Below are 23,594 nucleotides of genomic sequence, written 5' to 3'. Positions count from 1 at the left end.
GCCGGCTCGTTTCTTGACGTGACTTAGCTTCGACCTAGCGGCCGTTCTTCTTCCGCCATTCCGCGAAGTCGGTGAGCGTCTGCGGATCGGTGGCGGGATAGAGCCCAAAAATGCCGCGGCCGTTGCCGACTTCCTCGGTGACGAAATCCTCGAACGCCGTCATCTCAAAGGTTTCGTTCGCGATCTCGTCGGCGAGATGCGCGGGGATCACGATGACGCCGTCGCTGTCGCCGAGAATGACGTCGCCCGGAAATACCGGCGCATCGCCACAACCGATCGGTACGTTGATCTCGATCGCCTGGTGCAGCGTGAGATTCGTCGGCGCCGAGGGGCGATGGTGATAGGCGGGGATGCCGAGCTTGGCGATCTCGGCGGAATCGCGAAAGCCGCCGTCGGTGACGACGCCGGCGACGCCGCGCTTCATCAATCGCGTCACCAGGATCGCACCGGCCGAGGCCGCGCGCGCGTCCTTGCGGCTGTCCATCACCAGCACGCTGCCGGGCGGACAATCCTCGATCGCCTTGCGCTGCGGGTGGGAGCGGTCCTTGAAGACGTCGATGGTGTTGAGATCCTCGCGCGCCGGCATGTAGCGCAGCGTGAAGGCCTCGCCGACCATGGTCGGCTGGTCGGCGCCGAGCGGGTGCACGTCCTGGATCATCTGGATGCGCAGCCCGCGCTTGAACAGCGCGGTGGCGACGGTGGCGGTGGAGACGGATTTGAGTTTTGTGCGGGTGGCTTCGGTGAGTTTTGTCATGTGTATCCTCTTGTCATTCCGGGGCGCCGCGCAGCGGCGAGCCCGGAATCCATCGGGCCGCACGCAACGCGGTGAAATGGGTTCCGGGTTCGCGCTACGCGTGCCCCGGAACGACGGTCAGTAAATCGACGGCTCGCCGATCGGCGCGCCGAAATCGGTCTCCAGGAAGTCGAAGTCGCAGCCGTCATTGGCCTGCTTGATGTGTTTGGTGAACATCCAGCCATAGCCGCGCTCGAAGCGGCGCTCGGGCTGCTTCCAGGCGGCGCGACGCTTTTCGAGCTCGGCTTCGGACACATCGAGGTTGATAGTGCGCGCGGCGACGTCGAGCGTGATGCGGTCGCCATTCCGCACCAGCGCCAGCGGGCCGCCGACATAGGATTCGGGCGCAACGTGCAAAATGCAGGCGCCATAGCTGGTGCCGCTCATGCGCGCGTCCGAGATCCGCACCATGTCGCGCACGCCCTGCTTCACGAGCTTGGTCGGGATCGGCAGCATGCCCCACTCCGGCATGCCCGGCCCGCCCTGCGGCCCTGCATTGCGCAGGATGAGGATGTGATCCTCGGTGACATCGAGGTTGGGATCGTCGACCGCCTTCTTCATCGACGGATAGTCGTCGAACACCAGCGCAGGCCCGGTGTGCTTGAGGAAGCGCGGCGCACAGGCACTCGGCTTGATGACGCAGCCATCGGGCGCGAGATTGCCCTTGAGCACGGCGAGCGCGCCTTCCTTGTAGATGGGGTTATCGACGCCGCGGATGACATCGGCATTGTGCACTTCGGCGCCTTCGATGTTTTCGCCGACCGTCTGGCCGGTGACGGTGATGCAGTCGAGATGCAGATGCGGCTTGATCTGGCTCATCAGCGCCGGCAGGCCGCCGGCATAGAAGAAGTCTTCCATCAGATAGGCATCGCCGCTCGGTCGGACGTTGGCGATCACGGGCACCTTGCGGCTCGCCTTCTCGAAATCGTCGAGGCCGATGTCGAGGCCGGCGCGGCGGGCCTGCGCGATCAGATGGATGATCGCGTTGGTCGAGCAGCCCATCGCCATGGCGACCGCAATCGCGTTCTCGAACGCCTTGCGGGTCTGGATCGTCTTCGGCGTCAAATCCTCCCACACCATCTCGACGATGCGCCGGCCGCATTCCGACGCCATGCGGATGTGGTTGGCGTCGGCGGCCGGAATCGAGGAGGCGCCGGGCAGCGTCATGCCGATCGCCTCGGCAATCGCGGTCATGGTCGAGGCGGTGCCCATGGTCATGCAGGTGCCGTAGCTCCGCGCGATGCCGGCTTCGATATCGAGCCAGTCCTTGTCGGAGATCTTGCCGGCGCGCCGCTCGTCCCAGTATTTCCAACCGTCGGAGCCCGAGCCGAGCGTCTTGCCCTTCCAATTGCCGCGCAGCATCGGACCCGCGGGCAGATAGATCGCGGGAATGTTCATCGAGGTCGCGCCCAAGAGCAGCGCCGGCGTGGTCTTGTCGCAGCCGCCCATCAGCACCACGCCGTCCACGGGATGGCTGCGCAACAGCTCCTCGGCATCCATCGCCAGAAGGTTGCGGTAGAGCATCGTGGTCGGCTTCAAGAGCGATTCCGACAGTGACAGCGCCGGCAGCTCCAGCGGGAGGCCGCCGGCCATCAGGATGCCGCGCTTGACGTCGTCGACGCGCGACTTGAAGTGCATGTGGCAGGGCTGCGCGTCCGACCAGGTGTTGAGGATCGCGATGATCGGGCGGTCCTTCCACTCCTCCGGGGCGTAGCCCATCTGCATCGTGCGGGAGCGGTGGCCGAACGAGCGGAGGTCGTCGGGCGCGAACCAGCGCGCGCTGCGGAGCTGGTCGGGCGTGATTTTCTTCTTGGTCATGATTGGGTGCCCCATTTCTGGACGGTATTCCGCTCGATGGCGCGGAAGATCAGGTTCTCGACAAAAAGCCCGATGATAATCACCGTCAAGAGGCCCGCGAACACTGCGGGTATGTCGAGGAGATTGCGGTTCTCGAAGATGAACCAGCCGAGCCCGCCCTGCCCCGAGGACACGCCGAACACCAGCTCGGCCGCGATCAGCGTGCGCCATGCAAAGGCCCAGCCGATCTTGAGGCCGGTGAGGATCGAGCCGAACGCCGCCGGGATCAGGATTTTCGCGACATAAGGCAGCCCGCGCAGGCCGTAATTGCGCCCGACCATGCGCAGCGTGTTGGACACGCTCTTGAAGCCGGAATGGGTGTTGAGCGCGACCGGCCACAGCACCGAATGGATTAGCACGAAGACGAGGCTGCCATTGCCGAGCCCGAACCAGATCAAGGCGAGCGGCAACAGCGCGATCGCCGGCAACGGGTTGAACATCGCCGTAACAGTCTCGAGGAAATCGGTGCCGATCCGCGTCGAGATGGCGAGCACGGTGAAGATCGCGGCGAGCACGATGCCGGCCGAATAGCCCATGAAAAGGACTTTCAGCGAAGCCCAGGCGCGCATCGGAATGGTGCCGTCTTTCACGCGGTCCCAAAGCGTCACGATGGTGTCGTGCAGCGTTGGAAACAGCAGCGGATTGTCGAGGGCGACGCCATAGGCTTCCCAGACCGCTGCCAGAAACAGGATGATGACGGTCTTGCGGACAAAACCGTCGTTCCACAACAGCTCCGGCACGCTCAGCTTGCGCTCGACCTCGCCCGCACCGCCGGTCGCGGCAACCGACGCGTCGCGCAGCAATATTCTCGCCTCGCCCATGACAGGCTCCCTCAATGCGCCACAGCTTCGGCCGCGAACAGGAGATCGTGGATCTCCTTCTCCAGCCGGCCGGCGCTGCCGTCTCCATTCGAGACCTTGTCGACGTCGACCACCTCGGCCTTGACCCGGCCGGGATGCGGCGACAGCAGCAGGATGCGGTTGCCGATGCGGATCGCTTCCGCGATCGAATGCGTCACGAACAGCACCGTGAATTTGGTCTCGCTCCAGAGCTGAAGCAGCTCGTCCTGGCAGGTGCGCCGTGTCAGCGCGTCGAGCGCGGCGAACGGCTCGTCCATCAGCAGGATATCGGGCTCCATCGCCATGCCGCGCGCAATCGCGACGCGCTGCTTCATGCCGCCGGACAGCGTGTGCGGATAGGCGTCGACGACGCGGGTGAGGCCGACCTTCTCGATATAGGCCCGTGCGCGGGCCTCGGCGTCCTTGCGCGACAGCTTTCGCGCGGTCAGCAGCGGGAACATCACGTTGGCAAGCACGCTCTTCCAGGGCAGCAGCTGGTCGAACTCCTGAAAGATCATCATGCGGTCCGCGCCCGGACCATGAATCTCGCGATCGTTGATGGTCATGCGGCCCTCGCTCGGCGTCATATAGCCGCCGACGGCCTTGAGCAGGGTCGACTTACCGCAGCCGGACGGCCCGAGCAGCACGAAGCGGTCGGACCTGTCGACCGTGAAGCTGACCCTTTCGGTGGCGGTAACGACGGCGCTGGAGGTCTTGTAGCGCAGCGTCACCCCGTTGACGTCGAGCAGCGCCATCAGTTGCCTTTCAGGTCGTGCGCGACGGGGAGGTAATAGTCGGTCCAGGCCTTGGGCTGCATCTTCAGTGTGCCGGTCTTGAACAGATGGGCTGCGAATTTCATCGTGCCCTGCGGCTCGAGATTCCATTCCATCATGCCGGGCTCCTTGAGGAGATCGAGCAGCTCTTCCACCGAGGTCTTGTCGCCGGTGATCTCCTTGTAGATCTCGACCGCCTGCTTGGTGTCGCTGCGGATCAGATCCTGCGCTTCCTTGGTGGCATCGCGCACCGCCTGGATGATCTTCGGATTGGCGTCGGCGAATTTCGTCGTGGTGAAGAACTGGGCCTGGCTCAGCGGGCCGCCCATTACGTCCGGCGAGTTCAGCACGACATGCGCGCCCGGCACGTTCTTCAGCTCGAGGAAGGTGAAAGGCGGGATCGAGAAGTGGGTGTGGACCTCGTGCTTCGAATTGGACAGCGCCGCATAGGCGTCGGGATGGCCAAGCTGCACGGTGTTGGCGTCCAGCTTCGACCATTGGTCGGCACCGAAGGCCTCGGCGGCCGCGATCTGAAGCACGATCGCCTGGGTCGAGACTTTTACGGTCGGCACCGCGATCTTGTCGCTCGGACCAAGATCCTTGATCGACTTGATGTTGGCATCGCGGCTGATCAGCGTCATCGGCTGCGCCGAGGTCGCGACGATGCCCTTCACGCCGCCGCGGGTGCGGTCCCACAGCAACAGAAGATTGCCGGTGCCGGTGTTGAGGATGTCGACGCCGCCGGCGAGCAGCGCATCGGTCTGCGCGCCGCCGCCGGAAAAGGTCACCCATTTGGTGGTGACGCCGGGTACGCCGAGCGAAGCTGCGTGCTTCTCGATCAGCTTCTGCTTTTCCATGATGTGGCTCGGCATGTAGAAAATGCCGGGCTGGCGCGACAGCGAGATCTCGGATTTCTGCTGCGCATGCGCCGCGGATACCGGCAGGACGGTTGCGGCGATCAGGGCGGCAGCCGCAAGCTTGCTACGAAGATGCTTGATCATTGTTGTGTGTTTCCTCCGGCCAGCGTCGAGCTGCGTTGACCCTGCTGATGCACTAATATATTAGTGCATCAAAGGCAAGCCCGCGGGACCCGACATGGAAGCAACCCATACCGCGCTGCGCGCGGCACGACCCGCCCGGCTCGATCGCGCCCGCCAGGCCGCGCCGCAGGTGTTCGAGCGGCTGCGCAATGCGATCATCGCCCTGGAACTGCCGCCGGGCGCCCCCCTGTCACGCGCCGAGCTCGCCGGCCAGTTCGGCGTCAGCTCGACACCGGTGCGCGATGCGCTGATGCGGCTGGAGGAGGAAGGGCTCGTCGACGTATTTCCGCAGCACGCGACCGTGGTCAGCCGAGTCGACGTCGGCCGCGCCGAGCAGGCCCATTTCCTGCGCCAGGCGCTGGAGCTCGAAATCGTCCGGATGCTCGCGGAACAACATGACCAGGCCCTGGTCATCCGTCTTGACCACGCGATCGCGCTCCAGCAGCAATTCGCCAAGGCCGGGGACTTCGAGAGCTTCATCGCCGCCGACAATGATTTTCACGCCCAGCTCTACGCCGCCGCCGGAAAGCAAGACCTGTGGACGCTGGTGCGCAGCCGCAGCGGGCATATCGACCGGCTGCGCCGGCTGCATCTGCCCTCGCCCGGCAAGGCCCAGAACATCGTCCGCCACCACAAGCTGATCACGCGCGCGATCGAGGCCGGAGAGGCCGATGCCGCGCAACAGCATCTGCGCAAGCACCTGTCGGGCACGCTCAGCGAGCTCGACAAGATCCGGAGCCACCATCCCGAATACCTGACCGATTAGGCCCGCGACACGATCCGGGCGTGCGTCAGGGACCGCATGTGCACGTAAGCATGCATATGACCGACCTCGCCGAAATCGCGCGAGGCGGACAAGGTGTCGGCCGCGAAGTGCTTGCAGGCCGGACGGAAACCGCGCAACAATTTCGCATTTGATGCTTTGATTTGGGGTCGCTGGAACGTCCCATCCGGCCCGGAGGGTTTCAGACGTGGCCAACATCCTGATTGTGGATGACGACCCGGCCGTGCAGATCACGATCCGGCTGATCCTGGAGAGGGCCGGCCATCACGTCACCGCCGCCGGCGACGGCCACACGGGGCTTGCGCTGTTCGAGGCGAGCCGGTTCGACCTCCTGTTCCTCGACATATTCATGCCCGGCATGGACGGACTGGAGACGATGCGCCACATCCGGGTGCTGCAGCCGACCCTTCCGATCATCGTCATTTCCGGCCGCGCCGTCGCGCCAGACGCCTATGCCGAGCCGGACTTTCTGAAGATGGCGACCAAGCTCGGCGCGGTCGCAAGTCTGCAGAAGCCGTTCCGGCCGGACGCCCTGCTCGCCGCTGTCGACGGCTGCCTCACATCCGCGCCGCTAGCCAATGCCGCCTCCGGCAGCCGATGACGGGGCGATCCATGTTGCAGCGTAGCAGGACATTCGGGACCGCTCGCGACGCAGCGCGAAGGCCGAAATGACCCTCGCGACCCGGCTGGCCATCGCAATGATCCTGCTGGTCGCGGCTGCGGTCGCCGCTGTCGGATGGCTGAGCCATTACAGCCTGGAGCAAGCCTTCCTGCCGCGCGTGCTCGACCGTATCGAGGGCCACTCACGGCTCCTGGCCTCGCAACTCGAAGCGCATGTGAACGGCGCCCGCGCCGACGTTGCGACGTTCCGCTCCCGTGCCGCCGCGCGCGGCATGATCGATGCCCATTTCAACGACGGGGTCGATCCGGTCGATCACCTCTCGGAGAAGACCTGGCGCGACCGCTTGCTGACGCGCCTCGTGGCCGACGTCGGCGCCAACCCGGCCTACGCAAAATTCCGTATCATCGGTGCCGACGGCGTCGAGTATCTGCGCGTCGACCGCTCCGGCCCGAACGGAGCGGTGCGAGCAGTTCCCGACGATGCCTTGCAGAACAAGGGCGAGCGCTCCTTCTTCCAGGCGGCGATCAAGCTGGCAGAAGACCAGGTCAGCGTCTCCCCGGTCGAACTGGACGTCGACGACGGCGTGGTTCAGATGCCCTATGTTCCGACCTTGCGCGTCGCGGCGCCCCTGTTTGGGTCCGATCACCGGCTGTTCGGCATCGTCGTCGTCAATGTCGACATGCGCCAGGTGTTCGACCGGATCAGGATATCGATCCGGAACGGTGAAGCGGTCTATGTGGTCGGCCGCAACGGCGATTATCTCGTGCATCCGGATCGCACCCGCGAGTTCGGTTCGCAACTGGGGACACCAACACGCTGGCAGGACGACTTCCCCTATTTCGCAGCCATCACCGGATCGACGCTGGGTGCGACCCAGGTCGTGCCGGGCAGTGACGGCAAGCCGAGCGGCACCGCGATCGCGCCCGCAATCCTGGCCGAGGACCAGTGGGTCGGTGTCATCCGCGTCGTGCCCAACGCCGTCTTCATGGCGCCGGCCGTCACCATCGAGAAATCGACCATCACGATCGGCCTCATCGCGGTGCTGGTCGCCGCCATACTGGCCGTGCTGCTGGCGCGGTCGTTGACCCGGCCGATCGGGCAGCTCACTGCGGCGGTCGAGTGGCTCGGTCGGGACAATTCCATCAGAATTCCAACCGACGCCCCCGGCGAGACCGGTGTGCTGGCGCGGGCATTTGCCCGTCTGATCGATGAAATGCGGGCGAAGACGGCAGCGCTGGAGCATGAGGTCGAAGAGCGGCGGCGCACCGAGGCCGCGCGCGACCAGCTTGCCGTCCGCGAACGCCTGTTCAGCGCGGCCGTCGAATCCTCCGACGATTCGATCGTGATGCAGACGCTCGACGGCATCGTCATCGGCTGGAATGCGGCGGCCGAGCGCCTCTACGGCTATACGGCCGAGGAAGCGGTCGGACAGCCGACCTTGATCCTCCTGCCACCCGATCGCCGCGAAGAGGGCAAGGACTATCTGCGGCGGATTGCGACGGGCGAGCGGATCGAGCACTTCGAAACGGTGCGCCTGCGCAAAGACGGCAGTCCGGTCGAAATCTCGGTGAGCCTGTCACCGATCAGGGACGATTCGGGCGAGATCATCGGCGCGTCCGGCACGGCGCGCCGCCTGACCGATGCGCGACGGACCGAGCGCGCGCTGCAACAGCAGATCGAGGAACGGCGGCAGCTGTTCGACGCCTCGGAAGATCTGATCATGATCATGGATTCGCGGGGCCATATCGTGCAGGTCAGCCCGAGCAGCCAAGCCGTGCTCGGCTACCCGCCGGACGAGATGATCGGCCGCAGCGGCGTCGATTTCATCCATCCCGCGCATCTCGAGCAATCCCGCGAGGAGATGCGCGCGCTGCGGCGCGGCGGGCACCCCAGGCTCGCCGACACCCGCTGCATCCACAAGGACGGACGCGAGGTCTGGCTGTCCTGGCTCGGCAACTGGTCAGATCAGGCCAAACGCTTCTTCTTCGTCGGACGCGACATGACCGAGGCGCGGCGCGCGGAAGAGTCCTTGCGCGAAAGCGAGCTGCTCGCGCGCAATATCGTTGAGACCGCGCTCGACGCCTTCGTCCAGACCGACGAGCGCAGCACCATCCTGAACTGGAGCTCGCGGGCCGAGGAGCTGTTCGGCTGGCGGCGCGACGAAGCGCTGGGCAGGAATGGGGTCGACCTCATCGTCGCCGAGAGCGAGCGGGAGCGGGTCAAGGCCGGCCTCGCGCGCTTCCTCGAGTCCCAGGACGGCCAGACGCTCAACCGCCGCCGCGAGCTCACGGTTCGCCGTCGCGACGGCAAAGAATTCAGGGCCGAGCTGAGCGTCACGGCGCTGAAACGCCGCGAAGGCATTCTGTTCAACGTGTTCTACCGCGACCTCACCGACAAGATCGCGTCCGAGGAGCGCATCCGCCACGCCGACAAGATGGAGGCTGTCGGCCAGCTCACCGGCGGCGTGGCGCACGACTTCAACAACATCCTCACCGTCATCACCGGGACGATCGAGATCCTGGCCGACGCGGTGGCGAAGGAGCCGGAGCTTGCGGCGATCACGAAGATGATCGACGAGGCCGCCGGGCGCGGCGCCGAGCTGACCCAGCACCTGCTCGCCTTCGCGCGCAAGCAGCCGCTGCAGCCACGCGAGGTCGACATCAACGCGCTGATCATCGACACCGCAAAGCTGTTACGCCCGACGCTGGGCGAGCAGATCCAGATCGAATCGGTGTTCGAGGACGAGAGCTGCGTCGCGATCGTCGACCCCAACCAGCTCACCACCGCGATCCTCAACCTCGCGCTCAATGCCCGTGACGCCATGCCCGGCGGCGGCAAGCTGATCGTGGAGACCGGCGCCGCCTATCTCGACGAGGTCTATGCCAGCGTCAACGACGTCAGGCCCGGACACTATGTGCTGATCGCCGTGAGCGACACCGGCACCGGCATTCCTGCGCACATGCTGGCCCGGGTGTTCGATCCGTTCTTCACCTCGAAGGGACCGGGCAAGGGCACCGGGCTCGGGCTTTCGATGGTCTACGGCTTCATCAAGCAGTCCACGGGCCACATCAAGATCTACAGCGAGGAAGGCCACGGTACCACGATCAAGATGTATCTGCCGCCCGGCAAGACGGCCGCGGCCGTGGGCGAAGGCGTGACGCCGTCGACGATCGAGGGCGGACACGAGACGATCCTCGTGGTCGAGGACGACCGGCTGGTGCGCGACTACGTGCTGGCGCAGCTGCATTCGCTCGGCTACGTCACCTTGCAGGCCGCGAACGCCGCGGAGGCGCTCGCGATCGTCGCCACCGGCAAGCCGTTCGACCTGCTGTTCACCGACGTCATCATGCCCGGCAAGTTGAACGGACGGCAGCTTGCCGACGAGGTGTCGAAGACGCGTCCGGACCTCAGGGTGGTCTACACCTCAGGCTATACGGAGAACGCGATCATCCATCACGGCCGGCTGGATTTAGGCGTGCTGCTGCTGGCGAAGCCGTATCGCAAATCCGATCTGGCGCGGATCATCCGCAAGGCGCTGAGCAGTTGAGGAACCGTGTCCCGGACAAGGCGCAGCGTGCAACGCTGCGGCGCAGAGCCGGGACCCAGAACTGTCAGCCGTGAAATTGGAGAGATATGGGCCCCGGCTCAGCAGCGCATCATTGCATGACGCGCTGCGTCCGGAGCACGAGAGGATGGCGAGCGTTACGATGCGCGCTGGGCCGCAGTCATCACGATGCGGATCAGATCGGCGGCGTTGCGCGCCCCGAGCTTCTTCATGATGTTGGCGCGATGGTCCTCGATGGTGCGCGGGCTGATGCCGAGCGTGCGGCCGGCTTCCTTGTTGGACGCACCGGAAGCGAACTGCTCGAGCACCTCGCGTTCGCGCCGCGTCAACGGCTCGCGTCCGGGGAAGTGCAGCGAAGAGAATTTCGGCGATACGCTCTCTGCCTGCCTGCGTGCATAGGCTCCGATCGCCTCGTCCAGCCGGCCGACGATCTCGCTACCGCGGAACGGCTTTTCGATGAAATCGAGCGCGCCGCTCTTGATGGCGCCCACCGCCATCGAGATGTCGCCCTGCCCGGAGATCATGAAGATCGGCGCCGGATAATCTTCGCCCTGCAGTTCGTTCAGAATGTCGAGGCCCGACTTTCCGGGAATGTGCACGTCGAGCAGGATCGCAGCCGGCGTACGGTTCCGCGCGACGGAGAGCAGCGCTGCGCCGTCCGCAAAACAGATCACCTCATAACCCGCCGCCTTCAACACCATCGACAAGGTGTCGCGAACCGCAGGGTCGTCGTCGACCACGAAGATTTCACCACGAGAGGTTTGCTCGGCCATGTGCCACATCCAGTTGGCATTACGGACTCGCGTCCGCGCCAACCGTTATGGCGTTCGGCGCGGATTCGGCCCACCCGTATTTGTACGGGACATAGACTTAACGCACAAGTAGCGGCATTGCGCCTAATTGCAGGAGACGGAGAATATCCATGCTAAATTTGGCCGATACGCCGCCGCTGGTCGCGACATCCGAGGCCGACAGCCAACGATTGATCGCCGCAGACCTTCGCTTGCTGATCGCACAGATCGAGACCAGTATGCGCCGGATCGCCGCAGCCATGGATCAAGAACACAGCAACGATCCGGAAGGTTCCGCCGACGTCTTCATACTCGACGACGTCACGCCGCGTTATGCCACCGCGAACGCCGCTCTCAACGCCTGCCGGGCAGGCCTCGGCCACGCCCTGCAATACCTGTCTGAATCCGGCAATCCGGCTTGAATTGCGACCGACGCGGCGCAGTGCCCGCGTCCGATCGCATGGCAGCTCCGCGCCTCAGGCGCGGTGCCGTTCCACGATCGCGTCGGTGGCGACGCCACCCCAGGTGTGGATCGCCGGCAGCCCCATTGCGGTCTTGCCGAGATTGGCGAGGCTGATGCGCAGCGCCGCGAGATCGAGCGGCTTCGGCAGGCCCTGGAGCTGAATCCCGACGGAACGGGCGAAGCTGCGGGCGGCGCTGCGGCGCTTGCCGTCCATACCGCTGATGACGATCACATGGCCTGCGAATTTCGCCGCCGCCATCTCGCGCAGCACGTCGATGCCGTCGCCATCCTCCAGCACGAGATCGAGCGTCACGCAGTCGAAGCGGGCGGCGCGGAGCTTCTCGATCGCCTCGGCGACGGACGGCGCCACCGTGACTTCATGGCCGGCCTGCTTTGCGGCGACCGTGATCAGGCTGCGCTGCGTGGCGTCGTCGTCGACCACCAGGAGCTGAAGCGCACGCCGCTCGGCGACGTCGGGCAGATTTGACGGGATGGGGGAGAGGGAACTTCGGGGCATTGCCGTATCCTGAGATTGAGACGGGCAATTGCTACACGGCTCGCGCTTAGGCCACGTAAAGCCGGTGCGGCGAATTCGTCCGGATGTTTTAGCAAATATGAACCAACGTCTCGGAAAGCGGCGACGGGGCGCGCGGGACGAGGCCTATTTGGCGATCACGCTGCCTCGTCACGGCCGCCGGCGGCGCCGCGCTTCTTGCGGTTCTTGCCGCGCAGGAACTGGATGTCCATTTCGGCGCCGTTGACGCGCACCAGCTCGCAACGGCGATAGGCGAGCCCGGTCGACGACAGCAGCAGGAAGAATTCCTTCAGGTTCAATCCCTGGATCGAGCCGTCCACCGTGAGGATGGCGTCGGTGTCGGAAATCGCATTGAGCTTGCAGTCGCGCCGCCACGTGCCATCGATCGCCATGATGCAGACATCATAGCCACGACTGAACGTGACGCGCTCCGCGCCCTTGCCATCCTCTGCCATGCCTATCGTCCTGCCAACACCGCCATGCGCGGCGGCGCGGCGCCGGCGAGAGCCGGTTTGGTTGCCGCTGCACGCGGATCGTTCGGCTTGTAGAGGCCGCGACGATCCGGGATCGGCCTGAACGTGTCGGTCAGTCCGACCACGGTTTCGGCTGCACCCAGCACCAGGAAGCCGTCTCCCTCGATCTGGCGGGCGAGGCGGTTGAAGATGTTGATCTTGGTGTCCTGGTCGAAATAGATCAGCACGTTGCGGCAGAAGATGACGTCGAAGGTGCCGAGCTGGGCAAAATCATGCAGCAGGTTGAGCTGCCGGTGCTGGATCATCGCGCGCAGCTCGGGATTGATCTGCCACGTCTCCCCGGTCTGCTTGAAATATTTCATCAGCATCTGGATCGGCAGGCCGCGCTGCACCTCGAACTGGCTGTAGATGCCGGCCTTGGCCTTCTCGAGCACCTCCTGCGACAGGTCGGTCGCGATGATCTCGACGCGCCAGCCGGTCAGGGCCGCGCCCATCTCCTTCAGGCACATCGCGAGCGAATAGGGCTCCTGCCCGGTCGAGCCGGCGGCGCACCAGATGCGCACGCTCCGTCGGCCGGCGCGCGCCTTGATGACCTCAGGCATGATGGTGTCGCGGAAATGATCGAACGGGACCTTGTCGCGGAAGAAGAAGGTCTCGTTGGTGGTCATGGCTTCGACCACGCTGGTGACGAGCGCGCTCGAGCCGCCCTGCAGCTTCTGCACGAGCTCGCCGATCCCGGAGAGCCCGGCCTTGCGGGCGAGCGGCAACAACCGGCTTTCGATCAGATATTGCTTGTCTGCGGACAGGTCGAGTCCGGAATGATCCCTCAGGAACTTACGCAGATACTCATACTCGGTCGGGGTCACGGATAGCCTCTCGGAAGCTGTACTGGGGACACTCTGGCTGAAACGCTCGGGCCAGATACTCAGACCATGGCTTGTCCGACCGGGATCAAGCCGACTTCAGCGAATTTGTCGGCGATGATGTCTTTATCGAAGGGCTTCATAATGTACTCGTTGGCGCCGCCGCTGAGCGCCTGGGCGATATGAGCCACGTTGTTCTCGGTGGTGCAGAACACCACCTTCGGCTGGTCGCCGCCGGGCAGGCGGCGCATGTGGCCCATGAACTCGAAGCCGTCCATCACGGGCATGTTCCAGTCGAGCAGCACCGCATCGGGCAGCTGCCGCTGGCAGATCTCCAGCGCCTTCGAGCCGTCCTCGGCCTCGGTGACTTCGAATTCCAGGCCTTCCAGGATCCGGCGCGCGATCTTTCGCACGACGCTGGAATCATCGACCACCAAACATGTCTTCATTTTGGTTCTCCGGCTTTGTTTCGGTTAGCTCAGGCAGCCATTTGTACTTCGGTTTTAAGCTCGAGGACGCGATCGACGTCGAGGACGACCATGAGCTGCCCGTCGAGGCGGTGGACGCCGCCGGCGAGCTTGGCCATGCGGGGATCGAGGTTGACGGGGTTTTCTTCCTTGTTGTCCTCGGCGAGCCGCAGCACCTCGCCGATCTGGTCGATCAGGAGGCCGTAGGATTCACCGCGCAGGTCGACGCCGACCGCCATCGGGGTCTTGCCGTCCTCGGGCTTGGGCAGGCCGAGCCGGGCACGCATGTCGACCACGGTGACGATGCGGCCGCGCAGGTTCAGCACGCCCGCGATCTCGCGCGAGGACAAGGGAACGCGGGTGACGCGCTCGGGCATGAACACGTCCTGCACGCGGGAGATCGGCAGGCCGAACAGCTGGCCGCCGATCATCGCGGTGACGTATTCGACCATGGCGCCTTCGCCGATCTGCGTCTTCTTGTTGCTCATAGCGGTATCTCCTGATCCCCAGTGCCGTTACGCCGCTGCCCGGCTCAGCTCGGAGGCGCCGGCGGCGCCCGCGGTCTGTTCCTTCAGCGCCGCGATCAGACCGGGACGGTCGAACTTGGCGACATAGTCGTGGAAGCCGGCCTGACGGCCGCGCTCGATCGCCGCCGGCGACACCAGCGCGGACAGGCCGATGATCGGCATCGCGCCCAGATTGGTGTCGGAGCGGATCACTTCGGCGAACTCGAACCCGTTCATGTCGGGCATCTCGATGTCGGTCAGGACCACGTCGAAGCTCTGCGCACGCAGCGCAGCCAGGCCCTCCTGCGCAGTCGGCGCGGTGCGGACGCGGTAGCCGGCCGCCTTCAGCACGGGTGCCAGCATGTTGCGGAAGAAGGCCGAGTCGTCGACCAGCAGCACCGACTGCGAGTGCTGCGACGGCTTCATCTCCTTGCGGGTGAACCAGTCGGCGAACGCCATCGGCAGGAAGTGGCCGACGTCGATCACCTCGGTGGCCTGGCCCTTGATCACGGCCGAACCGAGAATGCCGGAGGCGGAGCCGCCGACCTCGATGTTGAGCCGTTCCTCGACGATGTCGATGATCTCGTCGACGACGAGGCCCATGGAGCGGCCGTCATCCGCAAACACCAGAATCGGCTGGGCGCCCTGGCTCGCAATGGTGACGCTCTCCATGGCGACCAGCGGCATCAGCTGCTCGCGGTACTGCACCATGTAGCGGCCGTTGCTGAACTCGATCTTGTCGGCCGGGAGCTCTTCCAGGCGGGTGACGAGCCCGAGCGGGACCGCCTTGGGCTGGCTGGAGCCGGCGCGGAACACCAGCAGCGAGGTGGTCTGCTCGCCACTTCCGATGTGATGGGCGCCGTTCTCGTCGCCCATGTCATGGGCCGAGGAGCCGGCGGCGCCGAGCGCCTTGGCAATGCCGTTGGGATCGATGATCATGATAACAGCGCCATCGCCCAGAATGGTGTTGCCGGAGAACATGTCGATGTGACGCAGCTTCGTCGACATCGGCTTCACCACGATCTCTTCGGTGTGGAACACGCCGTCGACCACGATGCCGAAGGTCTGGCTGCCGACCTGGGTCACCACGATAAAACCGTTCTCGGGATCGCTGGCCGCGCCGTCGTCGATCTTGAGCAGCTTCTTGAGGTGGATCAGCGGCAAGAGCTTGTTGCGCAACCTGAGCACCGCGGTGTCCTTGATGCGCTCGATGCGGTGCTCGCTGTTGGCGCGGGCACGGACAAGCTCGACGACCGAGAGCTGCGGGATTGCAAAACGGTCGCCGGCGGCCTCGACGATCAGCGCCGAGACGATGGCCAAGGTCAGCGGGATCTTGATGGTGACGGAGGAACCCTCGCCGGCCACCGACTTGATGTCGATGGTGCCGCCGATCTGGTCGATATTGGTGCGCACCACGTCCATGCCGACGCCGCGGCCGGAGACCGAGGTGATCGCAGCTGCGGTCGAGAAGCCCGGCGCGAAGATGAACTTGTGGATCTGGGCTTCGCTCATCTTCTCGAGCTCGGCCTCGGTGACGAGACCGGAGGAGATCGCCTTGGCCTTGATCCTCTCGGTGTTGAGGCCGCGGCCGTTGTCGGCGATGCAGATGATGATGTGGCCGCCCTCGTGATAGGCGGACAGGCGGATGGTGCCCTGCTCGCCCTTGCCGGACGCGAGCCGCTCGGCGGGGGTCTCCAGGCCGTGGTCGGCGGAGTTGCGCACCATGTGGGTGAGCGGGTCCTTGATCAGGTCGAGCACCTGGCGGTCGAGCTCGGTGTCGGCGCCGTGCATCTCCAGCTCGATCTGCTTGCCGAGTTCGCTCGAGAGATCGCGGACGATGCGGGGCAGCTTCTGCCAGGCATTGCCGATCGGCTGCATGCGCGTCTTCATGACGCCTTCCTGCAGCTCGGCGGTGACGTTGGACAGGCGCTGCAACGGCACCTTGAACTCGGTGTCCTCGTTGCGGCGGGAGATCTCCAGCAGCTGGTTGCGGGTCAGGACCAGCTCGGAGACCATGGTCATCAGATGCTCCAGCGTATCCACGTTGACGCGGATCGACTGGTTGGCGATGCTGGCGCCTTCGCCTGCATTCTCGTCGGCCGTCGACTTCTTCGGCGCGGCCTTTTCCTTGGCGGGCTTCGCAGCTTCCTTGGCGGCGAGCGCCGGAGCTTCAGCAGCCGGCGCGGGCTCGGCCTTGGCGACAGGAGCCGGCGCTTCGATCGCGGTCTCGCGGAAGGCGCGCTCGAGCTCGTCGAGCGAGACTTCGCCCGGACGTAAGGGGCGCTCCAGGGTCTGGTCGATCAGCGTGCCCTCGGTCATTTCTTTTTCTTTCGACGGTGCAACCTTTGCTTCGACGGGAGTGGGAGCTTCCGGGACGAGCGGCGGTGCATCAGCAACAGCACCTGCGGCCATCGCGGCCATGCCCTGCTCGACCATCGCTTCCAGCTTGTCGATGAGATCGCGGTCGTTGCCTTCGGGCTCGGCTTCGGTCGCCTCGAGGCCGGCGAGGATCTCCTTGATGCGGTCGATCGAGGACAGGATCACCGTCACCGCGCCGGCCGTCACCGGCATGCCGTCGCGGAATTTGCTCATCAGGGTCTCGCCGGCATGCGCCAGCGCTTCAAGCCGCGGCAGTCCGAGGAAGCCGCACGTGCCCTTGATGGTGTGGACCAGGCGGAAGATGTTATCCAGGATCTTGGCGTTATTCGGCTCCTGCTCGAACTTCACCAACTGATTGTCGACGGTGTCCAGGCTCTCGCTGGTCTCCGTCAAAAACTCCCGCAACAGATCATCCATGAGCTACGCCTTACTGAGCCGGACTTCGACGCCTGGGCCGCACCTGGAGTTCGGCGGAGGTCCGCGCCTGGATCGTTAGACAACCCCTTTCACGGTCCCGTTAATTTCAGCCTCCGTGCTAATACGGATATTGAAGACAAGTTTGCGCTTCGAGGCCTGCGATAGCGTCTTGCGACAAAAGCGGCGCCGCATCTCACGCGACAGACGCGATAGGTAAACGCTCCGATAACAACACTGCGACGTATGCGAAAAATCCTGCTCGCGAAGGACGATATGCACGGGCCGCGCGAATTGAATCAAATCACGCGCAATCAGAATCGCTCACACCGCCGCCCGCTGCTCGCCTGCTCAATCCGCAACAGCTGCGCTTGCGGTAAACGGACGCTTATTTCGCGGCCGCCGCGATTGCTACCGCGCTAACCCAATTGCGGAGACAGCACGATGCTCCGCGAGACAATCCTCGATGGCCGCGAATAGCGCATCCGGTCTAAACGGCTTGCGAAGGCAACGCGCAGCGCCGAGCTCCGGCGCCATCCGGAGGAAGTCGGGTGCGGGCGCGTTCAAATTTGCGAAGGCGTAGCCGGACATCGCAATCAGCGGAATGGCCGGCGCGTGCTCGTGGAAGATCCGGATCGACTCGAACCTCGCGTGTGCGGCATGAAGATGTCGATCATCATCAGATCGACCTGTTCGTTCTCGAGAGCGCGGAGGCGGCTTCTCCTCCGTCGGCAATCGTCACCCGGAAATGATTCCGCTGCAGATAGATCTCGATGGCCATGCACACCATCGGGTCGTCGTCGACGAGAGTATGGTGCAGGTCTGCCGTCCCCGTTTGAGTTTCCCGTTTCGGCGATTCAAACGTCAAACCGTGGGGCACGCCGTTCTCCTCTGGCTGGTCGAAACATTGATGCAAGCGTCAACGGTCCTGTCGGGAAATCAGGGGCAAGGGGTGCGACAGTCGCGGCGTTGCGAAGCCGCGCGGACCAGTCCCGGATGGATAGAAAATGCGCGCTTGAGGGGAAGCCGCAGGTGTCGGTCGGGTCCGATGACGGCGCAGATGCGATCCTAGCGGCTCATGATGGCCCCCTTGCCGCTTTTTCCTGCCGCCCGGCGCAAGACGGACGCCCCTAATTAACGCGCGAATCAGCGTGCGTTTCTCAATTTCCGCCGCAAATGCCGCAGCCTGTCTGCCCCCCAACGGGTATATGGACGGCCACACAACCTTTACAATATGTTTTGGTCGCCGTGCAACTGAATGACGCACAGGGCGCGGCGGCCGATCGTCCTAATGAACGCGCCGGATTGACCTGCATGACCGCGAGCGGCCACCCGTCCAACCAGTTGCTGCAAATGCTCGGCGTGGCGGATTTCGATCTGCTGCGCCCCCATCTCGCGACAGTCGAAATGGTCAGGGAATCTGTCTTGGCCGAGGCAGGCGCCGCGCTGCGACATGTCTACTTCCCGCACGGCGGGTCCGTTTCGATCACGGTGGGTCTCTCCGAGGGACAGATGATCGAGGTCGCGATGCTGGGCCGCGACAGCGCCGTCGGCGCCGGCGCCGCGCTTGCCGACGGCATCGCTCCGACGGATGCCGCTGTGCTCTTCCCCGGGACTGCGTCCGTGCTCGAAATCGCGGCCTTCCGGGCGGTGGCGGCCGCAAGCGCGCAGTTTCGCGGCCTGATGATCCGCCACGAGCAGGCGCTGCTCGCGCATGCGCAGCAATCGGTGCTGTGCAATACGGTGCACCCGGTCGAAGCGCGGCTGGCGCGCTGGCTCCTGCGTGCCCGCGACCTGTCCGACAGCAAGTTCCTTCCGCTGACACAGGAGACGCTGGCGCAGATGATGGGCGTACGGCGCAACGCGATTTCCCTCGTCGCAAATGCGCTCCAGCGCGCCGGCATCATTCACTACACCCGCGGCCAGATCGAGATCGTCGACGAGCGCGCATTGGAGACGAGGTCCTGCGACTGCTATGCGGCGGTGAAGGGCTGCCACGCCCGCCTGCTGGGAGCCCCGCGATGAAGATAGCCCGGCGCAACCGGCCTGCTGCATGCCGGTGTGCACACAGTGCAGCGGGGGCGCCATCGCAACCGGACATCTTGTCCCAATTGCCAATATATCCCGACGAGAACATGATCAAACTTATCCGTACAGCGAGCAGCCCATTCGCTTCGAGTTCGGGGGCTGACGAGACGGAGGCAGTCTTGGAAACGATGGCGCGCCCATCCAACGGTTTCCTGTCCGCACTGTCGGCGGAGGATTACGAATTGATCCGCCCGCATTTGCGCATGATCGATCTGCCGCACGAAGCGATCCTGGTGGAGACCGGCGAGACGCTCAAGCGCGCCTACTTTCCCCACCGCGGCGTCATCTCGCTGGTGGTGAAACTCGCCAAGGGCGAGCATGTGCAGGTCGCCATGGTCGGCCGCGACAGCCTGCTCGGAACGCTCTCGACCATGGGCGATGCCTGCGCGCTGAACACGGCAATCGTGCTGGTCCCCGGTGCCGCCTCCGTGATGGACCTCGACCGGCTGCGCGACGCGGCCGACCAGAGCAGCACCTTGCGGACGCTGCTCACCCGTCACGGGCTGGCCGTCTACGCACAGGTCCAGCAGACCGCGGGCTGCAACGCCGCCCATCCGGTGGAGTCGCGGCTGTCGCGTTGCCTGCTGCACACCCATGACCTGTCGGGCGATTACCGGCTGCTGCTGACCCAGGAGGCGATGGCGCAGATGATCGGGGCGCGCCGCAACAGCGTGTCGCTGGTCGCCAATACGTTGCAGCACGCCAATTTCATCCACTACAGCCGCGGGCACATCCAGATCCTCAACCTGGACGGCCTGCGCCAGACGGCGTGCGAATGCTACGCCACCGTGAAGGCCCAGTACGACCGGCTGCTCGGCCCGCGCTGACCGGCGCCTTGGTAAACCGGCGGCTAACGCCGGCCTGCAAACACGGATCGTCCTGCTACCGGAACTGAAATTCGGATGCCCTAGACACGGGGCATGCCTCGCGCCGTACAGGCCGCGCGGCAGACGAACCGTGACCAGGACGGGCCAAAGCCATGTTTGAAGTGACCGCCGCGCCGATGCCAAAAGCGCTCGATGCTGCGCCCGCGCGCGAGCCGGGTGCGTACGAAGCGCTGGTGCGGGAGATCGGCGAGGACGGGGCCTGTGAAGTCCGTGACGTGTTCTGGAGCGAGACCTGCGCGCGTCTGCAGCTGTTCCGCACGCTCTCGCTCGCGCGGCACCTCGCCAGGATCACCCGCGAAGCGCATTCGCTGAAGAGCGCGGCCGGAACGTTCGGCTATGTCAGGCTTGCGGCGCTGGCGCTGCGGCTGGAGCAGACCGCGGAGACGCTTGGCGAGGCCGAATTCCACGGTCTCCTCGACCTGATGGATGCCGCCTACGCCGCCGCGCGCGCGCAGGAGCCGCAGGGCTAGAGCCATTTTCGTTTCGATGAATCGGAGCGGGGCTTGCGCAAACCGTATCCACTTCGCTCGAAAACGCTCTGACGAAAACCGCGCCAGGCCCGCCGTACTTCTACGGTTTGGGATTTTCACAGATGGCTAATCATAGGTGGCGATAGTCGCCGGAAACCAGGAGGGTTTCCATGTTCACCTATGAGACTGCGGATCAGAAAGAGGTCCGTCGCTTCCGCATCGCACAGTTCAACGGCAGGACGGCGACGGTGAAGGCTGGCGAGGCGACGGTGACTGGTTTCGTTCGCTCGGTGCTGGAGCAGGAATCGAGCATGCCGCCGCGCTGGACCATCACGATCATTCCGAGCGCGCCGAAGGAAGAGCCCAAGTCGCTGCGGCCGCCGTCGCGGGTACGCCCTTTCGCCGAGGATTATCTCTGAACCCATCGGGTCCCCAGGCCATTCTCAGGCTTGATCGCCCGCCTGGCGGCGCAGGACAGAACCTCAATCGATCGAATGCAGCAGCGCCGCACGGACGAGGTCCGCGGTGTTGCGCGCGCCGAGCTTGCGCATCGCCTCGGCGCGATGGCTCTCGAACGTGCGCGGGCTGATCTGCATCCGCAGCGCGCCCTGCTTGTTCGAGTAGCCCTCGCTGATCAGCCTCAGCACCTCGCGTTCGCGCTTGGTCAGCCGCTTCTGGCCCGACAGGCCCAGCAACTCGGTGCTCGGCACACGCTGCGCTTGCTGTGCGCGGGCGGCGTTCAATTCGGCGCCCTCGGTCCTGGACTGGATCGGCAGGGCATCCCTATGAGGGCCGGCAAGCTGCTTGACCACGCCGCAAACACGTTCGGTCTGCGCCAGCGCATTCTCCACCACGCGCTGCAAATAGGCCCGATCGGCCGTAACCGGCGCGAGCTGGTCGCTGTGGTGCTTGATCTCGCCCATGTAGAGCAGGAGCGCGGTCAGGGGGCCGTTGAGCTCGCGGGCGATGGCGCTGGCCATCTCGTCGGCGGCCTTGGCGCGGACCGCGTTCAGGCGGGCGAAATCGAGCTCTTCGGTCGGAGCAGAGCTGCTTTCGAACCATTCCGACGGCCGCGAATCGGTGGCCGTATCGTTCTGTGACCCCATGTGACTCGTTTAGCGGAACCGAGGCCGGTCTGTAGTTAACTTTTTGCTCCGTAAGACTACGGTAATTTTGGCAGTTTTGTGCTGAAATACCGGCGCAGGCACAATTTATGCTTGAGTACCCACGCAATCGACCACGCGTAGGTTGAGGTTTCGCCCAAAACTTGAGCAGGCGACGAAATGCCTCCTTAACCAACGCTCCCCAGCGGGCGCCCGCGCCTCCCGGTTTTTACGGATAAATTAACAATGACTTGCTTCTCTTGGTCACGATTGAGAGCGCGCAAATGCCTCCACGCATGAGGCCGGTAGGCCTGCGGGAAACGCTGCGGAAGATTGCGTGCCATGAACGAGATCGATCGGCTGTCCGAGTTCTTGCAGAGGCTGACGCCGCTCTCGCGCAGCTGTCTGCTCAGCGAGCTCGAGCGGCTCGAACTGTGCGGCATCGACATGCCGGGCTCGTCCGACATCCAGGCGAAGTTGCGCGCCGAGTTCCGCAAGGACGGATCGACCCAGGCACGCGCCACCAGTCCCTCGCGCTATTTCTTCGCGCCGCTCGAACTGCTCCTGATCGACGGCGCACCCGAGCATGCCAATGCGGGGCGGATTTCACGTAACACGCTCACGCCGATCTGGGAGTGGATCTGCCGCGACCTGCTGCCGACCATGGCGCGCGACTACATCAAGGCGATCAACGACCAGGTCACCGCCAACAACCCGAAGGAAGTGCTGAAAACCGCGTCGATCTTCCAGACCAAGGTCCTCAAGGTCCTCGAGAACACCCTCGCATCGGCGGAAAGCACCGAGTTCGCACGCGCCAAGCTCACGCAATACACGGCCTCGCGCACCGCCTTCGACGACGTGAGGAAAATGCAGCAGGTGCTGCGCGCCGGCGACGCGCTGCCGAAGTTCAACGAAAAGCTGCCTGAGAAGATCGCGAAATTCGACGACGGCCAGGTTGCCCAGATCACTGCGCAACTCGATGTCTTCAAGAAGTCCCACCCGGACGCGCTGCCCTTTGCGCTGGCGCTGGTGGCGAGGCGGCTGAAGACGTCCTGGGAGCTGGTGCGCCTTGCCACCAGGATCGCCGCGAGCAAGAGCGTGGCCGACGTCGCCGCCACGCCCTATGCCTGCGTCGTTCCCATGGTGCTCGACCGGCTCGACGACAAGCGGCTCGCCCTGCGGGTCGCGCTCAAGCACAACCGCGTGCTGGTCGCCCGCGACCTGCTCGCCGACATCTACGACACCGAATATGCGCTCAAGGTCCGCATCGACGGCATCGAGGGTTGCGAATGGGGTATCCGGCTCCAGCAATTGATGGATGCGATCGCGGCGCTGGTGTCCGCCGAGGTGAGCCGCTTCCCCTCCAATGTCGGCCACATTCTCGGCTCGCGCCGGCTGCGCAGCCACGACACGCTCGGTGGCAAGCTGTCCTATCTGGCCTGGAAGGGACGCGACGCCGTGCAGGACGGCGCGGCGGCGTTTCGCAAATTGATTGGGCAGACCTGATACTGCGGCGCGGCTACTCCGCCCGCGGCAGGCACAGGAAGCGATCGGTAAATCGTCCTGACAGAACGAATCTGAACCACCAATACATCAATCGCCGCGTCGTCATTGCTGTAATCCTCGACAGCCCACCACCGGCTGCGCACAGCAATAGCGCAGGTGCAGCAAGACACATGTGATGTGCTTCACATTTGCGCCGCCGCAGCCGGCCACGTTGTCGCAGAACTGTTACGCGTAAACCATGGAACATGCGCGCATCGCGTGAAAATGAACTCTCCCATCGCTGCCATCGTGTCGATCCTGCGATGCACCGCAAGAGCGACGGGAAGGAGGTTGCGATGAGATCGAACCGGCGGACATCGACGATGGCGGCATTGCA

At 64.6% G+C, this 23,594-nt stretch carries 22 protein-coding genes and 1 pseudogene; 9 read left to right on the top strand and 14 right to left on the bottom strand.

Translation table 11 applies throughout. From position 1 onward, the window contains the following. Positions 1–34 precede the first annotated feature (34 nt). From AB7G19_RS02545 to AB7G19_RS02525, 5 genes are all read right to left on the bottom strand, one after another. A complete protein-coding gene (locus AB7G19_RS02545) occupies positions 35–754 on the bottom strand; it encodes a ribonuclease activity regulator RraA (RefSeq protein WP_063980474.1) in 720 nt (239 codons plus the stop codon). A gap of 117 nt (positions 755–871) precedes the next feature. After that, the gene (gene araD / locus AB7G19_RS02540; protein ID WP_063980473.1) at positions 872–2,611 is read right to left on the bottom strand and encodes an L-arabinonate dehydratase; all 1,740 of its coding nucleotides are present in this window, start codon (positions 2,609–2,611) and stop codon (positions 872–874) included. Continuing rightward, the gene (locus tag AB7G19_RS02535; RefSeq protein WP_063980472.1) at positions 2,608–3,471 is read right to left on the bottom strand and encodes an ABC transporter permease; all 864 of its coding nucleotides are present in this window, start codon (positions 3,469–3,471) and stop codon (positions 2,608–2,610) included. Before AB7G19_RS02535 ends, araD begins: the two co-directional genes overlap by 4 nt. An 11-nt stretch (positions 3,472–3,482) precedes the next feature. Next, positions 3,483–4,244 (bottom strand): ABC transporter ATP-binding protein, encoded by a 762-nt coding sequence (locus AB7G19_RS02530; RefSeq protein ID WP_063980471.1) that lies wholly within the window; start codon positions 4,242–4,244, stop codon positions 3,483–3,485. Continuing rightward, a complete protein-coding gene (locus AB7G19_RS02525) occupies positions 4,244–5,263 on the bottom strand; it encodes an ABC transporter substrate-binding protein (protein WP_063980470.1) in 1,020 nt (339 codons plus the stop codon). The genes AB7G19_RS02530 and AB7G19_RS02525 overlap by 1 nt, the downstream gene beginning before the upstream one ends. Before the next feature lie 94 nt (positions 5,264–5,357). Between AB7G19_RS02525 and AB7G19_RS02520 the strand changes: the two genes are divergently transcribed. From AB7G19_RS02520 to AB7G19_RS02510, 3 genes are all read left to right on the top strand, one after another. After that, positions 5,358–6,068: a GntR family transcriptional regulator gene (locus AB7G19_RS02520; protein ID WP_063980469.1), complete on the top strand. Its 711-nt coding sequence runs from the start codon at positions 5,358–5,360 to the stop codon at positions 6,066–6,068. Between the two features lie 205 nt (positions 6,069–6,273). After that, positions 6,274–6,687: a response regulator gene (locus tag AB7G19_RS02515; RefSeq protein WP_063980468.1), complete on the top strand. Its 414-nt coding sequence runs from the start codon at positions 6,274–6,276 to the stop codon at positions 6,685–6,687. A gap of 67 nt (positions 6,688–6,754) precedes the next feature. Beyond that, complete coding sequence (locus tag AB7G19_RS02510) at positions 6,755–10,255, top strand: PAS domain S-box protein (protein ID WP_063980467.1); 3,501 nt, start codon at positions 6,755–6,757, stop codon at positions 10,253–10,255. A gap of 155 nt (positions 10,256–10,410) precedes the next feature. Here AB7G19_RS02510 and AB7G19_RS02505 read toward each other — a convergent pair whose 3' ends face one another. After that, positions 10,411–11,046 (bottom strand): response regulator transcription factor, encoded by a 636-nt coding sequence (locus AB7G19_RS02505; RefSeq protein ID WP_063980466.1) that lies wholly within the window; start codon positions 11,044–11,046, stop codon positions 10,411–10,413. A 149-nt stretch (positions 11,047–11,195) separates the two neighbouring features. Here AB7G19_RS02505 and AB7G19_RS02500 point away from each other — a divergent pair, with 149 nt between their 5' ends. Then, entirely contained in the window at positions 11,196–11,486 is a 291-nt protein-coding gene (locus AB7G19_RS02500; RefSeq protein ID WP_063980465.1) for a hypothetical protein, read from the top strand. Between the two features lie 54 nt (positions 11,487–11,540). Here the strand turns inward: AB7G19_RS02500 and AB7G19_RS02495 are convergent, their stop codons facing one another. From AB7G19_RS02495 to AB7G19_RS02465, 7 genes and pseudogenes are all read right to left on the bottom strand, one after another. After that, positions 11,541–12,044, bottom strand: coding sequence for a response regulator (locus AB7G19_RS02495; protein ID WP_063980464.1), 504 nt, complete (start codon positions 12,042–12,044; stop codon positions 11,541–11,543). A 155-nt stretch (positions 12,045–12,199) separates the two neighbouring features. Continuing rightward, positions 12,200–12,517 (bottom strand): hypothetical protein, encoded by a 318-nt coding sequence (locus AB7G19_RS02490; protein ID WP_014490546.1) that lies wholly within the window; start codon positions 12,515–12,517, stop codon positions 12,200–12,202. Between the two features lie 2 nt (positions 12,518–12,519). Further along, positions 12,520–13,401 carry a CheR family methyltransferase gene (locus AB7G19_RS02485; protein WP_071908599.1) on the bottom strand — a complete coding sequence of 294 codons (882 nt, stop codon included), beginning with the start codon at positions 13,399–13,401 and terminating at the stop codon, positions 12,520–12,522. Between the two features lie 59 nt (positions 13,402–13,460). Beyond that, positions 13,461–13,847 (bottom strand): response regulator, encoded by a 387-nt coding sequence (locus AB7G19_RS02480; protein WP_018321619.1) that lies wholly within the window; start codon positions 13,845–13,847, stop codon positions 13,461–13,463. 29 nt (positions 13,848–13,876) lie between these two features. Next, complete coding sequence (locus AB7G19_RS02475; protein WP_231143772.1) at positions 13,877–14,353, bottom strand: chemotaxis protein CheW; 477 nt, start codon at positions 14,351–14,353, stop codon at positions 13,877–13,879. A gap of 27 nt (positions 14,354–14,380) precedes the next feature. Continuing rightward, on the bottom strand, positions 14,381–17,167 hold the full coding sequence (locus AB7G19_RS02470; RefSeq protein WP_231143771.1) for a hybrid sensor histidine kinase/response regulator: 2,787 nt from the start codon (positions 17,165–17,167) through the stop codon (positions 14,381–14,383). A 408-nt stretch (positions 17,168–17,575) separates the two neighbouring features. Then, positions 17,576–18,044 (bottom strand): annotated as a pseudogene (locus tag AB7G19_RS02465) (response regulator). A 434-nt stretch (positions 18,045–18,478) separates the two neighbouring features. On the opposite strand from AB7G19_RS02465, the gene AB7G19_RS02460 reads away from it, so the two are divergent. From AB7G19_RS02460 to AB7G19_RS02445, 4 genes are all read left to right on the top strand, one after another. Further along, the gene (locus AB7G19_RS02460) at positions 18,479–19,189 is read left to right on the top strand and encodes a Crp/Fnr family transcriptional regulator (protein ID WP_063980461.1); all 711 of its coding nucleotides are present in this window, start codon (positions 18,479–18,481) and stop codon (positions 19,187–19,189) included. A 191-nt stretch (positions 19,190–19,380) separates the two neighbouring features. Further along, positions 19,381–20,079, top strand: a complete 699-nt coding sequence (locus tag AB7G19_RS02455) for a Crp/Fnr family transcriptional regulator (RefSeq protein ID WP_038943206.1) — start codon at positions 19,381–19,383, stop codon at positions 20,077–20,079. Positions 20,080–20,231: 152 nt separating this feature from the next. Next, positions 20,232–20,609 (top strand): Hpt domain-containing protein, encoded by a 378-nt coding sequence (locus AB7G19_RS02450; protein WP_063980460.1) that lies wholly within the window; start codon positions 20,232–20,234, stop codon positions 20,607–20,609. 170 nt (positions 20,610–20,779) lie between these two features. Next, positions 20,780–21,028, top strand: coding sequence for a hypothetical protein (locus AB7G19_RS02445; RefSeq protein ID WP_063980459.1), 249 nt, complete (start codon positions 20,780–20,782; stop codon positions 21,026–21,028). 63 nt (positions 21,029–21,091) lie between these two features. Here AB7G19_RS02445 and AB7G19_RS02440 read toward each other — a convergent pair whose 3' ends face one another. Further along, positions 21,092–21,715: a helix-turn-helix domain-containing protein gene (locus AB7G19_RS02440; RefSeq protein ID WP_063980458.1), complete on the bottom strand. Its 624-nt coding sequence runs from the start codon at positions 21,713–21,715 to the stop codon at positions 21,092–21,094. Positions 21,716–22,054: 339 nt separating this feature from the next. Here AB7G19_RS02440 and AB7G19_RS02435 point away from each other — a divergent pair, with 339 nt between their 5' ends. Continuing rightward, complete coding sequence (locus AB7G19_RS02435; RefSeq protein WP_063980457.1) at positions 22,055–23,218, top strand: hypothetical protein; 1,164 nt, start codon at positions 22,055–22,057, stop codon at positions 23,216–23,218. The last annotated feature ends 376 nt before the right edge of the window (positions 23,219–23,594 follow it).

The sequence above is a fragment of the Bradyrhizobium sp. 215_C5_N1_1 genome (genome assembly GCF_052075935.1).
GTDB lineage: Bacteria > Pseudomonadota > Alphaproteobacteria > Rhizobiales > Xanthobacteraceae > Bradyrhizobium > Bradyrhizobium barranii.
The sequence above is the reverse complement of the archived record's forward strand: the minus strand, read 5'-3'. Positions and strand labels throughout refer to the sequence as shown.